Source organism: Pseudoalteromonas sp. NH0006-46, from assembly GCF_057547735.1.
Genome location: NZ_BAAJML010000011.1, coordinates 1 through 21,393 on the forward strand (window position 1 = coordinate 1; position 21,393 = coordinate 21,393).

At 40.0% G+C, this 21,393-nt stretch carries 16 protein-coding genes; 11 read left to right on the forward strand and 5 right to left on the reverse strand.

What is annotated here, in order from left to right; all coding sequences use genetic code 11:
• Nucleotides 1-198 precede the first annotated feature (198 nt).
• Together gppA and rhlB are read right to left on the reverse strand one after the other, a co-directional pair.
• A complete protein-coding gene (gene gppA, locus AC27I2_RS17115; protein ID WP_487204960.1) occupies nt 199-1,692 on the reverse strand; it encodes a guanosine-5'-triphosphate,3'-diphosphate diphosphatase in 1,494 nt (497 codons plus the stop codon).
• 43 nt (nt 1,693-1,735) lie between these two features.
• The gene (gene rhlB, locus AC27I2_RS17120) at nt 1,736-3,013 is read right to left on the reverse strand and encodes an ATP-dependent RNA helicase RhlB (protein WP_006792443.1); all 1,278 of its coding nucleotides are present in this window, start codon (nt 3,011-3,013) and stop codon (nt 1,736-1,738) included.
• Nucleotides 3,014-3,104: 91 nt separating this feature from the next.
• Here rhlB and trxA point away from each other — a divergent pair, with 91 nt between their 5' ends.
• Both trxA and rho read left to right on the forward strand, forming a co-directional pair.
• Nucleotides 3,105-3,431, forward strand: coding sequence for a thioredoxin TrxA (gene trxA, locus AC27I2_RS17125; RefSeq protein ID WP_006792444.1), 327 nt, complete (start codon nt 3,105-3,107; stop codon nt 3,429-3,431).
• Between the two features lie 183 nt (nt 3,432-3,614).
• Nucleotides 3,615-4,874: a transcription termination factor Rho gene (gene rho / locus AC27I2_RS17130; RefSeq protein WP_006792445.1), complete on the forward strand. Its 1,260-nt coding sequence runs from the start codon at nt 3,615-3,617 to the stop codon at nt 4,872-4,874.
• A 64-nt stretch (nt 4,875-4,938) separates the two neighbouring features.
• Here rho and AC27I2_RS17135 read toward each other — a convergent pair whose 3' ends face one another.
• Nucleotides 4,939-7,749 (reverse strand): ATP-binding protein, encoded by a 2,811-nt coding sequence (locus AC27I2_RS17135; RefSeq protein ID WP_487204961.1) that lies wholly within the window; start codon nt 7,747-7,749, stop codon nt 4,939-4,941.
• Between the two features lie 76 nt (nt 7,750-7,825).
• Between AC27I2_RS17135 and AC27I2_RS17140 the strand changes: the two genes are divergently transcribed.
• Nucleotides 7,826-8,401 carry a DNA-J related domain-containing protein gene (locus tag AC27I2_RS17140; protein ID WP_219422845.1) on the forward strand — a complete coding sequence of 192 codons (576 nt, stop codon included), beginning with the start codon at nt 7,826-7,828 and terminating at the stop codon, nt 8,399-8,401.
• 5 nt (nt 8,402-8,406) lie between these two features.
• Here the strand turns inward: AC27I2_RS17140 and dbpA are convergent, their stop codons facing one another.
• Nucleotides 8,407-9,795, reverse strand: a complete 1,389-nt coding sequence (dbpA, locus tag AC27I2_RS17145) for an ATP-dependent RNA helicase DbpA (RefSeq protein ID WP_033019133.1) — start codon at nt 9,793-9,795, stop codon at nt 8,407-8,409.
• Nucleotides 9,796-9,992: 197 nt separating this feature from the next.
• Between dbpA and AC27I2_RS17150 the strand changes: the two genes are divergently transcribed.
• The 3 genes from AC27I2_RS17150 (at nt 9,993) to AC27I2_RS17160 (ending at nt 14,651) form a co-directional block, all read left to right on the forward strand.
• Entirely contained in the window at nt 9,993-12,071 is a 2,079-nt protein-coding gene (locus AC27I2_RS17150) for a TonB-dependent siderophore receptor (protein ID WP_487204962.1), read from the forward strand.
• Nucleotides 12,072-12,210: 139 nt separating this feature from the next.
• The gene (locus AC27I2_RS17155; protein WP_487204963.1) at nt 12,211-13,614 is read left to right on the forward strand and encodes a M20/M25/M40 family metallo-hydrolase; all 1,404 of its coding nucleotides are present in this window, start codon (nt 12,211-12,213) and stop codon (nt 13,612-13,614) included.
• 86 nt (nt 13,615-13,700) lie between these two features.
• Nucleotides 13,701-14,651: a tetratricopeptide repeat protein gene (locus AC27I2_RS17160; protein ID WP_138528105.1), complete on the forward strand. Its 951-nt coding sequence runs from the start codon at nt 13,701-13,703 to the stop codon at nt 14,649-14,651.
• Between the two features lie 16 nt (nt 14,652-14,667).
• Here the strand turns inward: AC27I2_RS17160 and AC27I2_RS17165 are convergent, their stop codons facing one another.
• Nucleotides 14,668-15,579: a DUF808 domain-containing protein gene (locus AC27I2_RS17165; protein WP_487204964.1), complete on the reverse strand. Its 912-nt coding sequence runs from the start codon at nt 15,577-15,579 to the stop codon at nt 14,668-14,670.
• A gap of 388 nt (nt 15,580-15,967) precedes the next feature.
• Here AC27I2_RS17165 and AC27I2_RS17170 point away from each other — a divergent pair, with 388 nt between their 5' ends.
• From AC27I2_RS17170 to AC27I2_RS17190, 5 genes are all read left to right on the forward strand, one after another.
• The gene (locus tag AC27I2_RS17170) at nt 15,968-16,249 is read left to right on the forward strand and encodes an MliC family protein (RefSeq protein WP_487204965.1); all 282 of its coding nucleotides are present in this window, start codon (nt 15,968-15,970) and stop codon (nt 16,247-16,249) included.
• A gap of 67 nt (nt 16,250-16,316) precedes the next feature.
• A complete protein-coding gene (locus AC27I2_RS17175; RefSeq protein WP_487204966.1) occupies nt 16,317-18,347 on the forward strand; it encodes a methyl-accepting chemotaxis protein in 2,031 nt (676 codons plus the stop codon).
• A 73-nt stretch (nt 18,348-18,420) separates the two neighbouring features.
• A complete protein-coding gene (gene ubiD, locus AC27I2_RS17180; RefSeq protein ID WP_058551244.1) occupies nt 18,421-19,887 on the forward strand; it encodes a 4-hydroxy-3-polyprenylbenzoate decarboxylase in 1,467 nt (488 codons plus the stop codon).
• A 148-nt stretch (nt 19,888-20,035) separates the two neighbouring features.
• Nucleotides 20,036-20,749: an NAD(P)H-flavin reductase gene (fre, locus tag AC27I2_RS17185; RefSeq protein ID WP_058403731.1), complete on the forward strand. Its 714-nt coding sequence runs from the start codon at nt 20,036-20,038 to the stop codon at nt 20,747-20,749.
• 160 nt (nt 20,750-20,909) lie between these two features.
• On the forward strand, nt 20,910-21,320 hold the full coding sequence (locus AC27I2_RS17190; protein WP_006792457.1) for a CBS domain-containing protein: 411 nt from the start codon (nt 20,910-20,912) through the stop codon (nt 21,318-21,320).
• Nucleotides 21,321-21,393 lie beyond the last annotated feature (73 nt).

The following is a 21,393-nucleotide window of genomic DNA, read 5'->3' on the forward strand; positions in this document are numbered from 1 at the left end:
CTCACTCGACTCACTAAGTGGTTTGCTTGCCTCGCTAAGCGTTGCCTGCTCTGCCGTCTCAGTGGGGTCGTATTATAGGGAGATCCAAAAACAGATCAACCCTTTTTTGAAGAAAACGTGAAAAAACATGCTGTTCGCACGTATTTTAATCGAAACGATTACTTTAAACACTAAAAAGGCCCGCAAGGGCCTTTTTACTTAATGAACGACTAGCTTCCAACCAAGTTTACTTTGCTGTTTAGACTCTTGCTGTAGCTCACTAGCCATTAATGGATGTTCTTTTAACCAGTTATTTTCGAATGTTAGTGTTAAAACTTCATTTTTAGCAGTTAATTCAAAGTTTGGCAGGACATCATCTTGTCGTCTCATTGACAAAATAACAGATACCCGCAGTAATCTTACGATGTACTGCGCAAGAAGGTTGTTTGCACCTAACGTACTAAAGCTGTCTTTTGGTATATCAGAGCGATGCGCATCGGCTACTGCCACAATTAACCTGTGCTCTGATTGCGAAAAACCAGGCATGTCGGTATTTTCTAGAATATACGCTGTATGCTTATGATACTGCTTATACTCTATTAGTAAGCCGATTTCATGTAACTGCGCAACGGCTTTTAACAGGGGTAAGCCATTTAAGTGATTAATTGGCCAATCTTCATTAATGCTTTGTGCGAGCTCAATAGCTAAACTAGAAACTCGTGATGCTTGTTTTTGGTCAACATGGTAGCGACTCATAAACCCATCAACTGTTCGCTTTCTTATATCGCTATTATGAAACTCTGGCACCATGCTATATAAAACACCTTCACGAAGTGCACCGCCTGCAAGCCCCATTTTTTCAATATTTAATGATTCAAACAAAGCAATCAAAATAGCAAGACCCGATACAAAGACCAATCGACGGTCTTCGCTTAAACCTGGTAGGTCTAACGCAGCAATAGTTTTAAATGCAATTGATTGCTCTTTTATTGAATTTAGTTTTTCTAAAGTAAGAAGATCATCAAGGTTTTGTGCCACCATTATTTCTTGAATAGCCTGCACTGTACCTGATGCGCCTGATGCAATTTGCCACCCTGCGGCTTTGTATTCAGGTGCTATATTATCGATAACAGCTCGACCGGCCTTTATAGCGGTATTGAAATTACTATGTGTTAATAAGCAATCTTTAAAATAACGCTCAAGGTAAGTAACACACCCCATGTTGAGGCTCTTGTATAAAAGGGCATCAAATTCTTTACCAATCACTACTTCGGTACTTGCACCACCAATGTCAATAACGAGCTGTTTGCCGGTACAAGCTGAAGTGTGCGCTACACCTTTGTATATGGTACGCGCTTCTAGTTCACCACTAATAACGTTGATTTTATGGCCAAGAATTTTTTCAGCTTGCGCTTTAAACACTTCAGCATTAGTTGCCAAGCGTAATGTAGCTGTAGCTACTATGGTAATATTTTGATTTGGAATATCTTGTAAACGCTCAGCAAAAAGCGCGAGGCATTCCCAGCCTCGCTGCATAGCCTCGGTGCTTAATACATTATCTTTATCAAGCCCGGCGGCTAGCCTAACCTTGCGTTTTACGCGACCAATCGTTTGTAAACCGCCAGCCACTGATTTGGCAATAAGCATATGAAAGCTATTTGATCCCAAATCAATAACTGCGTATACATTTTTTTGCGGTATAAGTTGCCCCACCGTTCAAAAACCTCTAGTTACTACTACTTATGCAAACGGTTTATTACGACCGTCCTTTTTGGTAACTATTATTTGGGCGACGTCCGTTGTTATTACTACGATTACGAGGACCATTTGAATAGTTGCGCTTTCTTTGAATAATAGGCTTAGTTAGGTCGTCTAACAAAGCGGCTTTATCATAATGAGATAAAGGAATGCTGTGCTCTATATATTCTTCAATTTCATGTAGGTTATAAGCATATTGTTCACATGCAAAGCTTATTGCATGCCCTGATGCACCCGCACGACCTGTTCGACCAATGCGGTGAACATAATCTTCACAGTCATCAGGTAAGTCAAAGTTAAATACATGACTTACTTCTGGTATATGCAAACCACGCGCGGCAACATCGGTTGCAACTAAAAAGTCTAATTCGCCTTTGCTAAATTGCGCTAAGATGCTTTGACGTTTTTTCTGATTTACATCACCTGTTAGCATACCAACACGATGGCCGTCAGCTTTTAACCACGCATACACGGTTTCACAACTGTGCTTAGTGTTTGCAAATACAATGGCTTTATCTGGCCATTCTTCTTCGATCAAAGTTAATAAAAGCTTAATTTTATCTTCTTGCGAAGGATGAAATAACTCTTCTTTTATGCGTTTACCGGTTTTTACGTCAGGCTCAATTTGAACATGCTCTGGGTTAGTCATGTGTTCAAAAGCAAGCTCTTGTACGCGGTACGATAAAGTCGCAGAAAATAATAAGTTTAATCGCTTTGATGTATCTGGCATACGATCAAACATATAACGTATATCTTTTATGAAGCCTAAATCGAACATACGATCGGCTTCGTCAAGCACGACAACCTCAATTTCATTGAGGGTGTAACAGCCTTGCTTGTACAAATCGATTAAACGACCTGTCGTACCAATTAAAATATCTACGCCTTTTTCTAATTGTGCACGTTGTTTTTCGTAATCTTCGCCACCATATACTAAACCTAAGTTAAGATTACAGTGTGGCGCTAAAATTTTTGCATCTTTGTGTATCTGAATCGCAAGCTCCCGAGTAGGGGCCATGATCAGGGCTCTTGGATGTTTACTAGGTGCTTTGCTAGATTGTAATAACCGATGGCACGTGGCAGTTAAAAATGCCAACGTTTTGCCTGTACCCGTTTGTGCTTGGCCCGCAATATCGCGTCCGTCACAAATAAAAGGTAGGCATTTTGCTTGAATAGGTGTGCAATATTCAAACCCATTCTCGGTTAGACCGGCAACCACTTCCGGTGCGATAGCAAAGTCTGAAAACTTTTTATCGGTTAAATGTGTCTTAGTCATAGCGTTTAAGCATAACGTTTAAACTTGCAATAAGAAACAAGAGTGTTTAAATACGCACTAAATATTTCGCCTAACTAAATCGGAGAGCGCAATGAGCGAGAAAATAATCCAAATTACTGACGATAGCTTTGAAGCTGACGTATTACAATCAGACAAGCCTGTACTAGTAGACTTCTGGGCTGAATGGTGCGGACCTTGTAAAATGATCGCCCCTATCCTTAACGAAGTTGCTGATGAATACGACGGTCGTGTTGCTGTTGCTAAACTTAATATTGACCAAAATGCTGGCACTCCGCCTAAATTTGGTATTCGTGGCATCCCTACTTTGCTTCTTTTTAAAGATGGCCAAGTTGCTGCAACTAAAGTTGGTGCACTTTCAAAAACACAACTTATCGAGTTTTTAGATAACAACATCTAATAGACTAGAACTAAAAAAAGGGCTTTTTGCCCTTTTTTTGAATTTATTTTGTATAAACACTGGACGCTATGCCAGTGAACTGCTAGTTTATAAAGCCAACTAATCCTTAGTTATATTCAACCAACCTCACTCAACGATCAAAGCGACTTTGAGTATGACAATTGTAATAAAGAACCCACCAATATGCATTTACGCGAATTAAAAGACAAGTCTATAAAAGAACTTGTAAACTTAGCTGAGTCCATGGGGCTCGAAAACGTAGCCCGCTTAAGAAAGCAAGATATCATTTTTACCATATTAAAATCCCATGCCAAAGGCGGAGAAAATATCTTCGGCGGCGGTGTACTTGAGATTTTGCAAGATGGTTTTGGCTTTTTAAGATCATCAGAAGCTTCTTACTTAGCTGGCCCAGATGACATTTATGTATCACCGAGCCAAATTCGCCGTTTCAGTATGCGTACTGGCGACTCAATTTCAGGCCTTATTCGTCCACCAAAAGACGGCGAACGTTACTTTGCATTACTTAAAGTAAACGAAGTTAACTTTGATAAACCTGAAAATTCTCGTACTAAAATTCTTTTTGAAAACTTAACCCCATTACATGCAAACGAACGTTTCCGCATGGAACGTGGTAACGGTAGTAAAGAAGACATTACTGCTCGTGTACTTGATTTAGCATCACCAATTGGCCGCGGCCAACGTGGTTTATTAGTAGCACCGCCAAAAGCGGGTAAAACAATGTTGCTACAAAATATTGCGCAATCAATCACACATAACCATCCTGACGTTACATTAATGGTTTTACTTATTGATGAACGCCCAGAAGAAGTAACTGAAATGCAACGTCTTGTTAAAGGCGAAGTTATTGCATCAACGTTTGACGAACCTGCGTCTCGTCACGTACAAGTTGCGGAAATGGTTATCGAAAAAGCAAAGCGTTTAGTTGAGCACAAAAAAGACGTTGTTATTTTACTTGATTCAATCACACGTCTAGCACGTGCATATAACACGGTTATTCCATCATCAGGTAAAGTACTTACCGGTGGTGTTGATGCTAATGCACTTCACAAACCTAAGCGTTTCTTTGGTGCCGCACGTAATGTTGAAGAGGGTGGTAGCTTAACAATTATAGCCACTGCGCTTATCGATACTGGCTCAAAAATGGATGAAGTAATCTACGAAGAGTTTAAAGGTACTGGTAACATGGAATTACACCTTAACCGTAAAATTGCGGAAAGACGTGTATTCCCAGCTATCGACTTTAACCGCTCTGGTACTCGCCGTGAAGAACTACTTACTAAGCCAGATGAGCTGCAAAAGCTATGGATTTTACGTAAAATTGTTCATGAAATGTCAGAAATTGACGCCATGGAATTTTTAATCGATAAACTATCAATGAGTAAAACCAATGATGAGTTTTTTGATTCGATGAAACGCCAATAAACGCATTTAAGTAATACAAAAAAAGCGCCCTGGGCGCTTTTTTTATATTTGTTATAATGTGTACTTACGTTTCATTATATTTGTGTAATACAGCCTGGAGCTCTGACACAAGCTGATTAATATATTTCATATCTTTTTCGCCTTTTTGCAATAAGGCGCTGTCTAAATTTTTCGCAGCTGAAGCTATTTCCTCTAAGGCAAACATGTGTGCCGCACCTAATATTCGGTGGCTATCTTTTTGCAAAGCGTCAAAGTCTTCACTTAAAAAATGCTGTGTAATGTTGTCGCTTTCTAAGCTGAAACTTTGTTTAAAGCTTATTACTAAGTCACTGATATCTATGTCACTTGGTACATTAGGTCCGTCTGAATGCACTTGCTCTAAATTTTCTGACAAGGTTTTATAAAATAAGTCTTTATCCAATGGCTTTGCAAGGTAACCAGTAAACCCTAATGTAAGGTAGTCGTCTATTTCGTGACTCATTGCGTTTGCAGTGAGCGCAAATATTGGCCGTTGAAAACCACATTTTTTCAATAACTCAAAGGCAGCTCGCCCATCCATTATTGGCATTTGAATATCAAGAAGTACAAGGTCTGGGTATATTTGTAAGCATTGCTCTACAGCTTGCTCGCCGTTTTCGACTGCAATTACATCAAGCCCTAAAGAGCGCAAATAACGGCTAATGAATCTGCGGTTATCTGCGTGATCCTCTGCAAGAAGCACAGTACCGCTTAGCTGCTTTTTATTTTGCTCTATTTGCCCAATATCACTGTGTTCACTGGATACTTGCGCACAAGGTAAAAAGAACGAGAATTGACTTCCTTTTTTATATTCACTTTGTACGCTTATATATCCGCCCATCATAGAAGCGAGCTGCTGCGATAAACTAAGCCCTAAACCTGTACCACCAAACCGCCGACTAATGCTGTTATCTGCTTGGCTAAAGTATTCAAAAATGAGTTTTAATTGTGAGGAGTTCATACCTATACCGGTATCTTTAACAATAAAAACAATGCCTTGCTCTGATTTATTTAATACAATTACCACCTGTCCTGATTGAGTGAACTTGATTGCATTAGCACACAAATTGATAAGAATTTGTTTTACTCGCATTAAATCAAGGCGGGTGTAAAACTCATCGCCCACCTTATTTTCAAGCACAAGCCGAAGGTTTTTTGCTTTTGCCTGAGGACTGAACATAGCGTGCACATCATTTACCAGTTGCACCATGTCGAAACACGAAACATTAAGCTCTAATCTATTCGCCTCTATTTTACTTAAATCGAGTACATCGTTTATCAAGCTTTTTAGATGATTACTGTGCCGCTGAATAATAGCTAACTCATCTTTTAGCTGTTCAGGCTCGTATAAACCATTCATTAAGTCGTCTGTTTGTCCGAGAATCGCCGTTAATGGTGTTCTTATTTCATGGCTAACATTAGCCAAAAATTGACTTTTAACATCATTAGCTGTTCTCAACTCTTGGGCAACACCTTGAAGCTCTGCTGTGCGTTGCGCCACCTGTTCAGCTAAATATTGTTTTGCCCGTTTTTCTGCGCCGCGTCGATATAAAGCAACCCCTGTCACTATGACTAAAAATAACAGTACAAAAATAAACACCGTTAACTGCGAACGCTGCTTCATTTTTAACTCTTGTAATTTACGGTCTTGTTTCAGCTCTTTAATTTCTTGATTCAATTGTGTGGCTTTAAATTGTTTTTCTAGCACGGCTAAGGCTTTAACAATAGAGTCACTTCTTAATTTGCGTAGTTCGTTATTGTACTTTTCATGCAACTGCATTGCATTTTCGTAGTTCCCCCTGCTTGCTTCAATCAAAGCGTGGGTGCCAAGCCCATCTCGCATAATACGATCATTACTATGCTCTTTAAGTAATTCAAAAACACGTTCAATATTCGTTTTTGCCTCATCTAACATCCCTCTAACAAGCTGAACTTTTGCGAGAGTTTGCAGTGCAGTGAGTTCTAAGTTTTTGTTATCAATTTTAAGTGAATACTCTATCGCTAATTGCGCTTGCTCATACGCTAATTCCACTTTATTAAGAATAATATTGACGTTTGCAAGGTTAGTGTACTGAGTCGCTAACTTATTCACATTGTTGACGGATAGGTAATAACGGGTTGCTAATTGGTAGTAATGCATCGCTAAATCTAGCTGGTTGCTTTCAAAATAAACCACCCCCATATTGTTATGCACCAAAGCAATACCCAAATTATCATCTAACTTGCGAAAAATTTTTAACACGTCTTGATAAATACTCATGGCATTTTCATAACGAGATAAGCGTATATACACGCCGGCTATGTTAAGCAAAATATCGCCTTTATCCTGTTCACTACCCACCTTTTCGTAAATCTCTTTTGCTTTTAGGTAGTAATCAAGCGTTGCTACTAATTTATGCATATTAAAATAAACTAAACCAATATTATTCAATAAGTTTGCTTGCTCTAATGGTTGGTTATTAATTTTTGCTATATCAAGTGCACGGGTGTATTGAGTTATTGCTTGTTTAAACAAGCCCTGATAAAAAAGTGCAACACCTTGCATTTTAATTGCACGAAAGTGCTCGCTAGGAAGAAGTGATCCAGAAGTTTCTTGCTCTAATAATTTAAAGTAATTAAAGGCATCGCTAAACTGACCGCTCGACAGCGCAGTATCGGCAAGGCCTGCATATATGACAGTGCGATTTTGGGCTGTAATGCGTTGGTTATTAAGTAAGGCGTTACCTAACTCAAGCTTTGCATCCCATTGCTGTTTTTGCTTAAACTCTTCTAATGTTGGCTCTGACTGTTGAGCATAACTTGGCAAATAGAACAAACTGCATACAATGAATAAGAGGCACTTGAGCTTGCCATGCATAATTTTAATCCTTCAAATTGTTACGTGTAACAATGTAATCTGTACTGAAGATACACTAAATACTAGGACCTAAACAATGCTTAACCCACTGATTGACCGAATATTTGACTTAATATTAACCCAAAAAGTGTGGCAAGTTCATATCCTAGCAGCTGAGCTTATTAATTGCGGCGTAATTAAGCCACTTGATAAAAACCCTGAACGTGATTTATTTAAGCGTAATTTTTTAATTATGAATGCATTGTATCAACTACAGGAACAACTTCACCCTAAAAGTCTCTTAATATCAACACTTCATATAGAGCTCATTGAAACGGATATAGAAAACCCAGCAACGCTTAAATCAAATTTAAAAGATTATTATTTAGACTGGGAGAATTACGAAGCAAGCGAAGAGCAGATTAATGAGCTACTCATAAGTTTTTGGCAAAAGTTTAAGAGGGTAAATAGCACGCCAGCTTTAACAGAAGATCACTTTGACACACTTTTGGCAAAGTGGCAGCTAACAAATGATTTTTCACTTAAAGAATTACAAAAACGTTGGCGACAGCTTGCACTGGCGAACCACCCAGACAAACCTACTGGCTGCGAGAATGCATTTAAGCAAATAAAAGTAGAGTACGAGCAGCTTAAACCGGCTGCTCGCTCATAACTTGATTAACGCGTTAGGCGACGAGCACGAATTTTGCGCCCTTTTATATTACCTTCGGTTAATTTACGAAGTGCCGGTTTAGACGCATTACGTTCAACAGCCACAAATGCGACATTATCAAGTACATTGATTTTACCCACTTGACGCCCAGCAATACCGTCTTTACCCGTTAACGCACCTAAAATATCACCAGCACGCACTTTTTGCTTTTTACCTGAATCTATCATCAGAGTGACCATTTCTGGTTTGTACGGTGGTTTGTCCAACAAATTATATGAAGGCATTGGCTCTGGTTCAAAGTCGCGCTCATAGTGATCACCAATTTGCGCTACTTTAAATTGCTCCGCATCACCATAAATTGAGCAAGCAATCCCTTTTTTACCCGCGCGGCCTGTTCGCCCGACACGGTGAACGTGTGTTTGCGGGTCATGTGCTAAGTGGTAGTTGATTACCATATCCATATCGTCAATATCTAAACCACGTGCTGCAACGTCTGTCGCAACTAAAATAGACGCACTTTTATTAGCAAAATGAATCAGAGTGCGCTCTCGGTCACGTTGTTCTAAATCACCATGCAATGCCACAGCGCTGAAACCTTCATCGGCTAAATCGTCGCACACTTGCTGCGTTTCTACCTTGGTATTACAAAACACAACACAGCTTTGTGGTGTAAATTTAAGTAATAGTAATTTAAGTGTTGGATAGCGCTGTTTATTGTTATCCATTTTGTAGAAGTACTGTTTTATTGTGCTTTTTTCTTGCTCTTCTTCTACTTTAATCATCTCTGGGTTACTAAGTACACGCTTTGCTATCGCTTCGATTGCGCGTGGAAAAGTAGCACTAAATAAAAGCGTTTGGCGGTTTTGTGGGATGCATTCAATAATCGCATCAAGGGTATCTTGAAAGCCCATATCAAGCATTTGATCGGCTTCGTCTAATACTAATGTTTCTACATCATCTAACCGTAAAGTCCCTTTGCGAATATGGTCATCTACGCGCCCTGGTGTACCAACAATGATATGTGCACCGTGTTCAAGCGACCCAATTTGCGGGCCAATTGATACACCACCACATAGCGTTAATATTTTAATATTATGGATACCACGCGCAAGCTTACGCATTTCAACAGCCACTTGTTCAGCAAGTTCACGTGTTGGACATAAAACTAGCGATTGAATTCTAAAACGTTTTACGTTTAATTTAGCAAGCACACCTAAACTAAACGCAGCCGTTTTACCTGAGCCGGTTTTTGCCTGAGCAATGATGTCTTTACCTTCAAGTACAGGTGGCAAACTTTGCGCCTGTACAGGTGTCATGTGGGCGTAGCCAAGCGTCGATAAATTATCAACAAGTCCAGCTGGTAAAGCCAAAGATGAAAAAGCAGTTGAAGTCACAGTAAATTCCATAGCAGTAAAAATAACGCAGGATAAAGTCCCACTAAATATGCCGCTAATAATAGCAGAATTCGTTATTGGCAACCATTAGCAAACACATTATAAAATATTGTTAATAAAAACACATTGCAAATGATATTTATTTTCATTAAGATTGCGCTTCACTTTTTATTTAAATATTGAGCTGGAAGCATCAAATGAAACTGAGTTCACTTTACATCGCACTATTAGCAACAATAACAACAAACACATATGCAAACTCTACCGACCTTGAACATATTGAAGTCAAAGGAAGTTACTTTAATGACTACAAAGTAGATAACGCAAATGGTGCAATGAGAACGTCAACTTCATTACTCGATACAGCTCAATCAGTGACTGTAATTAGCGACATTATTATCAACGAACAACTTGCAACAACATTAGGTGAAGTACTTTCAAACGATGCAAGCTTAACGGCCGGTTCAAAACAACGTAACCGTGAAGTATTTAACTTACGTGGATTCGAACTCAGCTCATCAACCGGTTATTTACGCGACGGGCATCAGCATTGGTCGCACTATCAACAACCCATTGAAATTTTACAACAAGTAGAGGTTATTAAAGGCCCATCAAGCATTTTATATGGTCAATCAGGTCCTGGTGGCCTAATTAATATGGTCACTAAAAAGCCGACAGCACAAACATTATTTAATGCCAGTGCCGATGTAGATCAGCATGGTTCAACACGCTTTATGATAGATGCTGCAGGCGCTTTAACGGATGCAGAAGATTTACGTGCACGCGGTATTTTAGTTAAGCAAGATGTTGATTACTGGCGCGAATACCAAAACGGTGAAAACCGCGAGCGTGACCGCTTTTTAGGTGCGTTGATTGTTGATTACGATATTAGCGACAATGCTCTTGTTCGAGTTCATTATGACCGCACAGACGACGAAGCAGGTTTAGACACAGGTGCATGGATAGACGACAACGCCAACGTTATTGGCGACGATAAAACTATTCGCGATATGTCTTGGGCGTTTACCGACATAACGGTAGAAAATGCGGGCATTGATTTTCAAGTATTTTTAAACGATAACTGGCAAGTAAAGCTGGGTTATAACGAACAAACATTTGAACGCCAACGTTTTGAGTCAGCTCCACGTAAGCCGAGTAATTTTGTTGAAGGCGACAGCTATGAGTCTCGCCCTTACGACCGATTTGACGACTGGCAATTTAAAACCGCATTTATCGACTTTATCGGTGAATTTGAAACAGCAGGCGTTCATCATCAATTACTCATTGGTGCTAACTCGCTTGATTATTATTATGGACAGCGTCGCACCTCAGCTGATTCATTTAATTTTATATCTGGTCAAACAGAGCCAAGTCGCCCAACTGTCAGCTATAAAACAGATGATACTATCAGCGAAACAGAATACGACTACTACGGTATTTATGTTCAAGACTTAATCACGTTTTCGCCACAGTGGCAGCTATCGCTTGGTGGCCGCTACGATAAACAAACACGTGAAGATGCCAATAATGAATCGTTTGTGCCAAAGATAGGTGTGCTTTATCATCCTAATGCATCAGCGACGGTATACGCGAGTTACTCTGAAGGTTTTGAACCTCAAGGCAGTGATACTCTTGTAAACGAAGACGATATAAATAATGGGATGAAGCTAGATGCCGTTACCTCTGAGCAAAAAGAAATTGGTATTAAGTGGCAGTTATTTGATGATCGCTTAATGCTAAGTGGTGCGCTTTTCGATATAAGTAAAAATGGCACACTAGTTACAGAAACGCTTGAAGTACCAGTGGGTGATCTAACTTCTGAAACAAACCAAATTGGTGAACAACGCCATAAAGGGATTGAACTAACAGCACAAGGTGCGGCAACCGACCGTTTATTTATAATGGCATCGACTATGTACCTAGATGCAAATTACGAACGTGACGAAGAGTTAGAAGGTAAGCGCCCTACCGATGCCCCTAAATGGTCTGCATCACTTTGGACTCGTTACGAATTTAACGACGCGATTGCATTTAATGCCGGTGCATTTTACGAAGGTGAGCGTTTTGCAGATAGTGACAACACGATTATTAAAGATGCCTACACACGCGTAGATGTAGGTGCAACTTACAAACTTAAAGTAAGCAAAACCGATGTTAACTTACGCCTAAACATAGAAAACTTATTTGACGAAGAATACCTAGCCGGTGGTGGAACAAATAACGTAACAATAGGTGAAGGCACTAACGTAAGACTAGCTGCACAGTTTAGCTTTTAATTAAGCGCTTTAATTACCAGCCCGCGCTTAAAATACGCGGGCTTTTTTGATCACTTAAAGCAGCTCATTCATCTCATCTATTTTTTTACGTCTTTATTACATGTTTTAATAGCCGCAATCATAAATAAGGCTAATTACCATGAAAAATCTCATCACCGCACTACTCCTTACCAGTAGTATGGCAGCTACTGCCAGCAGCAACGAATTTACAAGCAATCAATTACAACAAGTAGATAAAGTGCGTACCACAGCCCTTAATAGCCACTTAAGCTATGAGCTATTAGAGTCACTAACAACCGAAGTTGGCCCGCGTTTACCTGGCACCGAAAACGATAAAAAAGCCGTTGCTTGGGCGCAAGCTAAATTTAAAGAACTGGGCTTTGATAAAGTATGGCTTGAAGAAGCGACCTTTCCAGAATGGCGCCGCTACAGCGAAAGTGGAAAAATATTAACACCTAGCGAACAACCCCTTCATTTAACCGCACTAGGTAATAGCATAAGCACACCTAAAGAAGGTATCAGCGCACCGATTAAATTATTCGAAACACTTGATGAACTAAAAGCAGCACCGGCTAATAGTTTAAAAGGCAAAATTGCTTACATTAACTACAGAATGAATCGCGATATAGACGGCAATGGTTATGGACCCGCTGTAAAAGCACGTGCCACCGGAGCAATTGAAGCATCTAAAAAAGGGGCTGTTGCCTACATGATGCGGTCAGTAAGTACAGGTCATCACCGTTTTGCCCACACCGGCGGAAGCTATTATAAAGAAGGCGTTAAAAAAATACCTAACGTAACCATTGCTAACCCCGATGCCGATCAAATTGCTCGCTTAGTCGCTTTAGGCAAAGATGTATCGGTCAATATAAATGTACAAACCGAAAACCTTGGCGAAGGCACTAGTTACAATGTTATAGGCCAATTTAACGGTACCGAAAACCCAGAGCAATACGTATTAATTGGCGGGCATTTAGACTCATGGGATTTAGGCACAGGCGCACTTGATGACGGTGCCGGCGTTGCATTGACTATGGCGGCTGCTAAACATATTAGCGATGTAAAACGCCCTAAACGCAGTATTCGCGTTGTCCTTTTTGCCGCTGAAGAGCTTGGTTTATGGGGTGCAAAAGCGTACTTTGCGAAACATAAAAACGTTTTACACAATATTGTCGCTGCTGCAGAGTCTGATTTTGGCGCTGATGTAGTTTACGGTTTTGAATCAAATGTAGATGCAGCGTCACTGCCTGTAGTACGTGCTATCGCAAAAGAGCTTGCCCCTTTAAATGTTGAGTACATTGGTAAAAACCAAGCTAACGGCGGACCTGATCTCATTCCATTTAAAAATGCGGTGTCGGCACCTATTTTTGAGCTGGCCCAAGATGGTACAGACTACTTTGATTATCACCACACCGCTGACGACACGCTTGATAAAGTAACGCCAGCAAAGCTTCGTCAAAATACAGCAACCTATGCGGTATTTGCGCTTATGGTAGCAGACGCAAAAACAACAATTAAACCAAAAATAACAACAAAAGAGTAACAGACATACTTACTTACAGTTTGTTGCTTTAAAAAATATGCCCCTTGTTTTACTTTAATAGAAATTAAAACTCGGGGCATTATTGCATGCTGCTTTTCAACACCGGTCAGTCTTTTCCTCATTTTTCACAAACGCAGTCCTGCCCAAGCTGCCAAAGCGATAGCTATCACTTAGTAAACCATAGCCGCTACTTACGTTTTACGATTATTCCTATCGTACCATTAAAGCTAAATTACAAGCGCGAATGCTACCAATGTGGCCATAACGAAGCCATTAATATAAAAAAACTCCCCTTAATTGAAAAACTAAGCCTGCCAAAATACGGGATTGGCTTAATTTTATTATTGTGGGTAATAGTGTATTTTTTCCAACAATACACCGACAACCAAGCACTCAAATACAACTACTTAAGTAACCCACAGGCATTTGATACATATTTAGTTCACGCTGATAAATTTACTCACGAACCATGGACGCTAACAAATTTAAAAGTGGCCCAAGTACTCAGCTTTGACGAGCAATTTATTACTTTTCAAGTAAGCAATTACAGCTATAAACGCAACCGAGGCATAACCACGGCAATGCGCACCAGTTTATTAGTACAACGCGATTATTTTTCAACAAGCACAATTACCTTACCCCGTGATGAGGTAAAGCGCTTATATAATAATGACGTGATTTACGATGTGCTGCGCCCACACGCTAATAGCTTGTATGGTGGGTTTGTGATGTTTCCGCCTAAACCTAAGCCTTTATACAAAGGTTTAAAGCTAGATAAAAACAACCAGCAAGGCATTATGTACTTTAAAGATGGGCAATTTGAAGAAGCCTTAGAAAGCTTTAAACTTGCTGCAGAGTCAGGCTCTCAATGGGGGCAGCTTAACCTTGCACAAATGTACCGAGACGGCCAAGGTGCAGACAAAAACACACAACAAGCTATTTACTGGTATAAAAAAGCAATTGCTCAAGGTAATAGTAAAGCAACCTACGAACTTGAGCAGTTGTGTAAATTTATAACATGTGAATCAATTATGTAGAGCAGAAAGCACGGCTCTACTTATTTGTTTTAAATAACCTTGTATAAACCACATTGCAAAGCACAATAACTAGCCCTGCAACAACCCCTAGCACTCCATCAAAGACTAGCGGGGCTAATAGCTCACCTATATTGCCTAGTATTGACTGCGCATAACTAATCACATTAAGTTGTGCATGATGTAATAACTCAATACCATGAGATAAAATACCGCCTCCCACCAAAAACATGGCCACAGTACCTGCAAAAGCTAAAAACTGCATAAGTCGTGGTGCCGCCGCAAGCAAGCTTTTACCCAGAAACTCTTTAACCGCACTGCCAGACACTTTAGATTGATTTACCAAATACAAGCCTGCATCGTCAAGTTTTACAATTGCAGCTACAAGTCCATAAACACCAATAGTCATAACAATCGCTATTACACAAAGAACTAAGGATTGATTGAGTAATGCTTGGCCCGCGACAGTACCAAGCGTAATAACAATAATTTCGGCCGATAGAATAAAGTCTGTCCGTATCGCACCTTTTATTTTTTGTTTTTCATATTCAACTAAATCAAGTGTTTTTTCGCCATCTGCAATCTCATCATGATGAGGTAAAAATCGCGCAAATATTTTTTCAGCTCCTTCAAAACATAAAAACAACCCACCTAAAATTAAAAGTGGTGTAATGAGCCATGGAAGCCAAACACTGATCATCAACGCCGCAGGAACAAGGATTGCTTTATTTAAAAATGATCCTTTTGCTACCGCCCATACAACGGGCAGCTCTCTGTCGGCTGACACACCCGTTACTTGCTGTGCATTCAGCGCTAAATCGTCTCCTAAAACACCTGCTGTTTTTTTTGTCGCTATTTTACTCATGGTTGCAATGTCATCGAGTAAAGCCGTTATGTCATCTAATAATGTTAAAAGGTTAGTGCCTGCCATGGAGCTTCCTTAGGTCTGTTGTTCTTTCAATGTTAAATTTGCAGCAGCCTGTTTGGTATTTAGGCAAGGCAGAGCCGATGCAGTGTGGTTATTCCCCATAAATTGGCGATAACGTAGCATTAATACCAAACAGGCGCTGCCCGATGGGTTCTTCCTAGGGGCTACTTACTTTTTGTTGCTCGGCTTTTACTTAGTCCACTAGGTTACAAACCTCGCGCCACGATTAAATAGCCCCTAGTTTGAACAAATTTCAATCCGAAAAGATCAACAGACCCTAGCTTATAAATAATTTAATCAACATAACGTAAAGCGCGCCTTTCACCAACGGTTAATTTTGCCCTGTTATTCTTAAGTAAAATAGCGGGTAAAATATATTAAGGAAGGGAAAATGAAAGCAACACTTGTTTTAATGGCTTGCTTACTCAGTTTAATTGGATGTAGTAAAAAAACAACAAGCACACACTACGTATGTAATAACAAGAAAGCAGTACTGAGTACGTTAAAAAACCAAGAAGCAGAGCTCACCTTCAATAATAAAATATACAACCTTTCTCATGAAGAAAGCGCGTCTGGAAATAAGTATATAAATAAAAAAGTACTTTTTTGGGGAAAAGGCGCTGAAGCGATGCTTATAATTTTAGGCAAAAAATATCACTGCACCTTAAAATAACAAGCTACTAACAACAAATTAAAAAACTTGCTACACTAACAAAAGTCTTAATTTTGTTGATGAAGTTATGCGTTCTATTGCCATTAAACATAAAATAATTTTAGCCTTTTGTGCTATAGGTCTATTAATGCTTATCAGTAGCTTATTTTTTTACTGGTCCTTAAATAAAATAAGCACGACTACCTCACGAATAGAGAACCTTGCTGTTCCAGCTCAACAAGTAAGTAAAGACTTAAGATTATCGCTTCTCTCTATAACCAAATTCAATGCACTAGCTTATAGTCAAACAAAACCTGATTTATTACTGACCAATAAAAAAGAAGCGCTTAGCGAGCAACAAGAATTCAGTAATATGCTCAATGCACTTAAGCCGCAATTGACAGGTCAGCAAAACATGCAAACTTTGCTAGTTGACGCTTCAAAAAACTTTGAGCAACTAAGCAAAACAAGCGCAAACATGTTTAATGCCAAAGAACAGCGTTTTACGGCGCAGTCGGCTGCTACCTCACTAATTAAAGAGTTTGGTGATGAGCTAAGTAACCTCAGTAATGCCTTACTCGATATAGAACTCATAGAGATAAATGCAAAGCAGCAGTCGTTACTAAACTCTGTATTTGGCACAGCAACACGCATTGACGACTTACTCTTTAATTTAAGCAACAATATTAAAAGTATTACGCAAACGACCAGTGTCAGCGACTTAAACGTCCACCAACAAGATACCCAATTTTTACTTGATAACATCCAGCCAAACTTTGTGTATTTAGAGCAGCAAGCCACTCCCTTAGGTGAGCGTTTAAACGCAGCTCAATTTACCGAGCAATTTAATAACTTAAGAACACGATTGAATGGGCCCGACGGTATTTACGCCCAGCAAAATAAAGCGCTTGAAAACACCCAAATGGCACAGCAAAGTTTTGAGCGTTTTCAACAAGAGTTTATAGACACAGAAAGCCAATTATTACAGCTTAATAAACTGGCTGACGAGCGTTTTAAAACTCTGCAAAGCAGTGCTAAGTCGGCAATTAATATGGGCTCTAGCTCTGTTATTATAATTGCGATTGTACTTATTGGTTTACTTATTGTTATTTCAATTTTTACAACTAACGCCATGCTAAAACCACTTAAAAAAGTAAATAGCGATTTAGCACGTATTGCCTCGGGGGATTTTTCTAAACGCAGCCAACCGCGTAGCAAAGATGAATTTGGCACTTTACTTAACAACATTAATAAGCTCAGCGATGATTTAACCCACCTTATAAAAGCGATTAGTAATGATGCTCACGAGCTTGATAAATCAGCCATTCAAACAAGTGAAAAGGGCCAACAGATGACCATTGTTGCTCAGCAGCAATTAGAACGAAGCGCACAAGCCACAGACCTTGCGCATAGCATGCTAAACAATTCGCAAGCGGTCTATGAGCAGGCCGATAATGCATCTAACGAAATTACCAACGCCTCTCAGTTTGCTAACGACGTAAACCAAATAGCCAACGACAACAGTTTAAGTATTGAAGCACTCTTAAATCGATTAGATAAAGCGGTAAGTAGCACAGAAGAGCTGGCCGAATTTACAGATTTAATCGGCGCAATTGTAAATACTATTAGCAGCATTGCAGAGCAAACTAATCTACTTGCCTTAAATGCAGCAATAGAAGCGGCAAGAGCCGGAGAAAATGGTCGAGGTTTCGCAGTGGTTGCTGACGAGGTTCGCTCATTAGCGGCACGTACACAAAGCTCCACAAGCGAAATTCACACCATGATCCAAACGCTGCAGCAACACACAAAAACAACGCAGAAAGAAATTAACGATGGCCAACAACAAGCTAAACAGTGTGTTGAAAACAGTGCTGAACTAAATAAAGCGGTTGAGCGTATAAAAGGGACGTTACTGTCAATTAACCAAATGAGTGAGCAAATTGCTACAGCTTCTCATGAACAGTTAACAAACAGTGATGATATTCAAAAAATAATGGCCAAGGTGACCGAGCAAGCCACTTTAAATGCCAATAACGCAACCACCCTAGCAAGCGAAAGTGAAGACGTAAATCAACTTGCACACTCTTTAACAAGTGCCGTAGAGCGCTTTAAGTTTTAAGTGCAGGTGTAATGACTTGCTTTGCATGAAATGGGTATAATAGTTCAACTCTTTTGCTTAATAGCGGCCCATAATGAAATATAAAGATCTGCGCGATTTTATCAATTTACTTGAAAAAAAAGGTGAGCTTAAACGCATCACCCAAGAAATTGACCCGTATCTTGAAATGACCGAAATTTCCGACCGCACACTGCGTGCAAAAGGTCCAGCCTTATTATTCGAAAACCCAAAAGGGCACAGCATGCCGGTGCTTACCAATTTATTTGGAACACCGAAGCGAGTGGCTATGGGGATGGGCCAAACAGACGTAAATGAACTTCGTGAGGTGGGTAAACTACTCGCGTTTTTAAAAGAGCCCGAGCCCCCAAAAGGCATTAAAGAAGCACTTGGATCTATTCCTGTATTTAAAAAAGTGCTGAACATGCCAGCTAAAGAAATCAAAAAAGCACCTTGTCAGCAAGTGATTTTACAAGGTGATGACGTCGACTTAACAAAACTACCTATTCAACACTGCTGGCCAGGTGATGCAGCCCCTTTGATTACATGGGGTTTAACCGTCACAAAAGGGCCGTACAAGAAACGTCAAAATCTGGGTATTTATCGCCAACAATTATTAGGTAAAAATAAAATAATTATGCGCTGGTTGTCGCACCGCGGCGGCGCGCTCGACTTTCAAGAGTGGTGTAAAGAAAACCCTGGTCAGCCTTATCCAGTATCGGTGGCGTTAGGCGCCGATCCGGCGACCATTTTAGGTGCAGTAACTCCTGTACCAGATACGCTTAGCGAATATGCATTTGCAGGGCTATTGCGTGGAAGCCGAACTGAAGTGGTAAAGTCAATTTCAAACGACTTACAAGTGCCTGCCAGTGCCGAAATCGTACTTGAAGGCCATATTATGCCTGGCGAAATGGCGCCAGAAGGCCCCTATGGCGACCATACAGGTTACTACAACGAAGTTGATGACTTCCCTGTTATGACCGTAACTCACATTACACACCGTAAAGATCCTATTTATCACAGCACATTTACTGGCCGTCCGCCTGATGAACCCGCTATTTTAGGTGTTGCACTTAATGAAGTATTTGTACCAATATTACAAAAACAGTTTCCCGAAATTGTGGACTTTTATTTGCCGCCTGAAGGTTGCTCGTACCGCATGGCGGTAGTCACAATGAAAAAACAATACCCTGGTCACGCTAAGCGCGTAATGATGGGAGTATGGTCGTTTTTGCGCCAGTTTATGTATACCAAGTTCGTAATTGTGTGCGATGACGATATAAATGCTCGCGACTGGGAAGATGTTATTTGGGCCATCACAACGCGCATGGATCCAGCGCGTGATACAACGTTGATTGAAAACACTCCAATAGATTACCTAGATTTTGCCTCTCCGGTATCGGGCCTTGGATCTAAAATGGGTATGGACGCGACTAATAAATGGGTAGGCGAAACCGACCGTGAATGGGGTGAACCAATAGTAATGGATAAAGCCACCAAAGAACGTGTTGACGATATTTGGGATAGCCTTAAAATTCTTTAGCAACTAAACAAACCCAGCGATGGTCAATAATTTATTCACCATCGTTCGGGTAAGCTATAAACAGGCTATAAAATAATCCTATAGGTATGCTAGAATCGATGCATTCAATTGCGTATCTGCTATCAAAAGCGCTGCTAAAAGGTAAAAAATGCAAACATTAAAAGCTGAAGTTGTAGCTATCAGCCCACTAACAGAATTTGTTAACAAAGTAACTTTAAAGCCACAAGAGCCTGTGACCTTTGAAGCGGGCCAATACATGCAACTGGTGTTAAGTGAAAAAGACAAACGCGCTTTTTCTATTGCTAGCCGGCCATCACAATGTGATGAAATAGAGCTGCACATTGGTGCCTCTGGTGCAGACTCGTACGCAATGCAATCGCTTGAACATTTACGTAATGCGCATTCAAACAAAACAATGGTTGATATAGAGGCTGGATTAGGTGTTTCCCAACTTCGTTTGCAATGTAACCGACCTATTATTTTACTTGCCGGTGGCACTGGCTTTTCGTATGTAAAATCAATGGCTGATCACCTAGCTGAAATAAACTGTGATCGCCCTGTGCTATTTTACTGGGGTGTTAAAGAAGAGTCGGCATTATATGCACATGAAGAAATGAAATTATGGGCAGAAAGCCACGAGCATTTTGAATTTATTCCTGTCGTCGAAAACCCATCAGCTAATTGGCAAGGTCACACGGGTTTTGTGCACAAAGCAGTAATGCAAGACATCGTATCACTAGAACCTTACGACATTTACATGGCAGGTCGTTTTGACATGATAGGGATTGTACGTGATGATTTTATAGCTCATGGCGCTATTCGTGAAAACATGTACGCCGATGCATTTGCATTTATAAAGTAAACTCATCGCATCATTTAATGATAAGCACCTATGGGTGCTTTTTTTTTATGACTTTAAAGTTTTAATAGCTTAAACCTATCAAACACATCAATATAAACAATTTCCTAAAATCCAATCTATAAACCATACTTTGTACAGAACATCAGCGGGAGAGACCCAAATGCTAAATACAAAAGTAAAAGATTTTATGCAACGCAAGTTGCCAAACATAACACCAGACACTGAAATGACAACTGCCATAGCCGAGTTACAAAAATTTAAATTACTTGGTGCGCCTGTATTCGATAACGAAAAATGCCTAGTCGGATTTATTTCAGAACAAGAGCTATTAAAGCCTTTAATGCAAAGTAGTTATTTTTGCGAAGGGGTTGTAAAAGTGTCGCAGCTTATGCAGACCAATGTAGTCACAGTGAGTAGCGATTTAAACATTATTGAACTAGCTGAACAAATGCAGCCAGGTAAGCCAAAAAACTACCCTGTAGTAGAAGGCGTAAAAGTGGTGGGGATGATAAATCGTGCCGACGTACTCAAAGCGCTTTACGATAACTACCTTAGCTGCCAAGAGCACTAATTTAAAACCTGAGCGTTAGTAAATCTCTTAACTATCGCTTAAGTTAAATCTATAAATATGCAGCTTTAAAGCC

Coding starts and splice junctions, on each gene's coding strand:
- AC27I2_RS17165 (WP_487204964.1), bottom strand. CDS start 15,579: ATGGCAGGCACTAACCTTTTAACATTATTAGATGACATAACGGCTTTA.
- rho (WP_006792445.1), top strand. CDS start 3,615: ATGCATTTACGCGAATTAAAAGACAAGTCTATAAAAGAACTTGTAAAC.
- trxA (WP_006792444.1), top strand. CDS start 3,105: ATGAGCGAGAAAATAATCCAAATTACTGACGATAGCTTTGAAGCTGAC.
- AC27I2_RS17160 (WP_138528105.1), top strand. CDS start 13,701: ATGCTGCTTTTCAACACCGGTCAGTCTTTTCCTCATTTTTCACAAACG.
- AC27I2_RS17135 (WP_487204961.1), bottom strand. CDS start 7,749: ATGCATGGCAAGCTCAAGTGCCTCTTATTCATTGTATGCAGTTTGTTC.
- ubiD (WP_058551244.1), top strand. CDS start 18,421: ATGAAATATAAAGATCTGCGCGATTTTATCAATTTACTTGAAAAAAAA.
- AC27I2_RS17140 (WP_219422845.1), top strand. CDS start 7,826: ATGCTTAACCCACTGATTGACCGAATATTTGACTTAATATTAACCCAA.
- AC27I2_RS17175 (WP_487204966.1), top strand. CDS start 16,317: ATGCGTTCTATTGCCATTAAACATAAAATAATTTTAGCCTTTTGTGCT.
- AC27I2_RS17190 (WP_006792457.1), top strand. CDS start 20,910: ATGCTAAATACAAAAGTAAAAGATTTTATGCAACGCAAGTTGCCAAAC.
- AC27I2_RS17150 (WP_487204962.1), top strand. CDS start 9,993: ATGAAACTGAGTTCACTTTACATCGCACTATTAGCAACAATAACAACA.
- rhlB (WP_006792443.1), bottom strand. CDS start 3,013: ATGACTAAGACACATTTAACCGATAAAAAGTTTTCAGACTTTGCTATC.
- AC27I2_RS17170 (WP_487204965.1), top strand. CDS start 15,968: ATGAAAGCAACACTTGTTTTAATGGCTTGCTTACTCAGTTTAATTGGA.
- AC27I2_RS17155 (WP_487204963.1), top strand. CDS start 12,211: ATGAAAAATCTCATCACCGCACTACTCCTTACCAGTAGTATGGCAGCT.
- fre (WP_058403731.1), top strand. CDS start 20,036: ATGCAAACATTAAAAGCTGAAGTTGTAGCTATCAGCCCACTAACAGAA.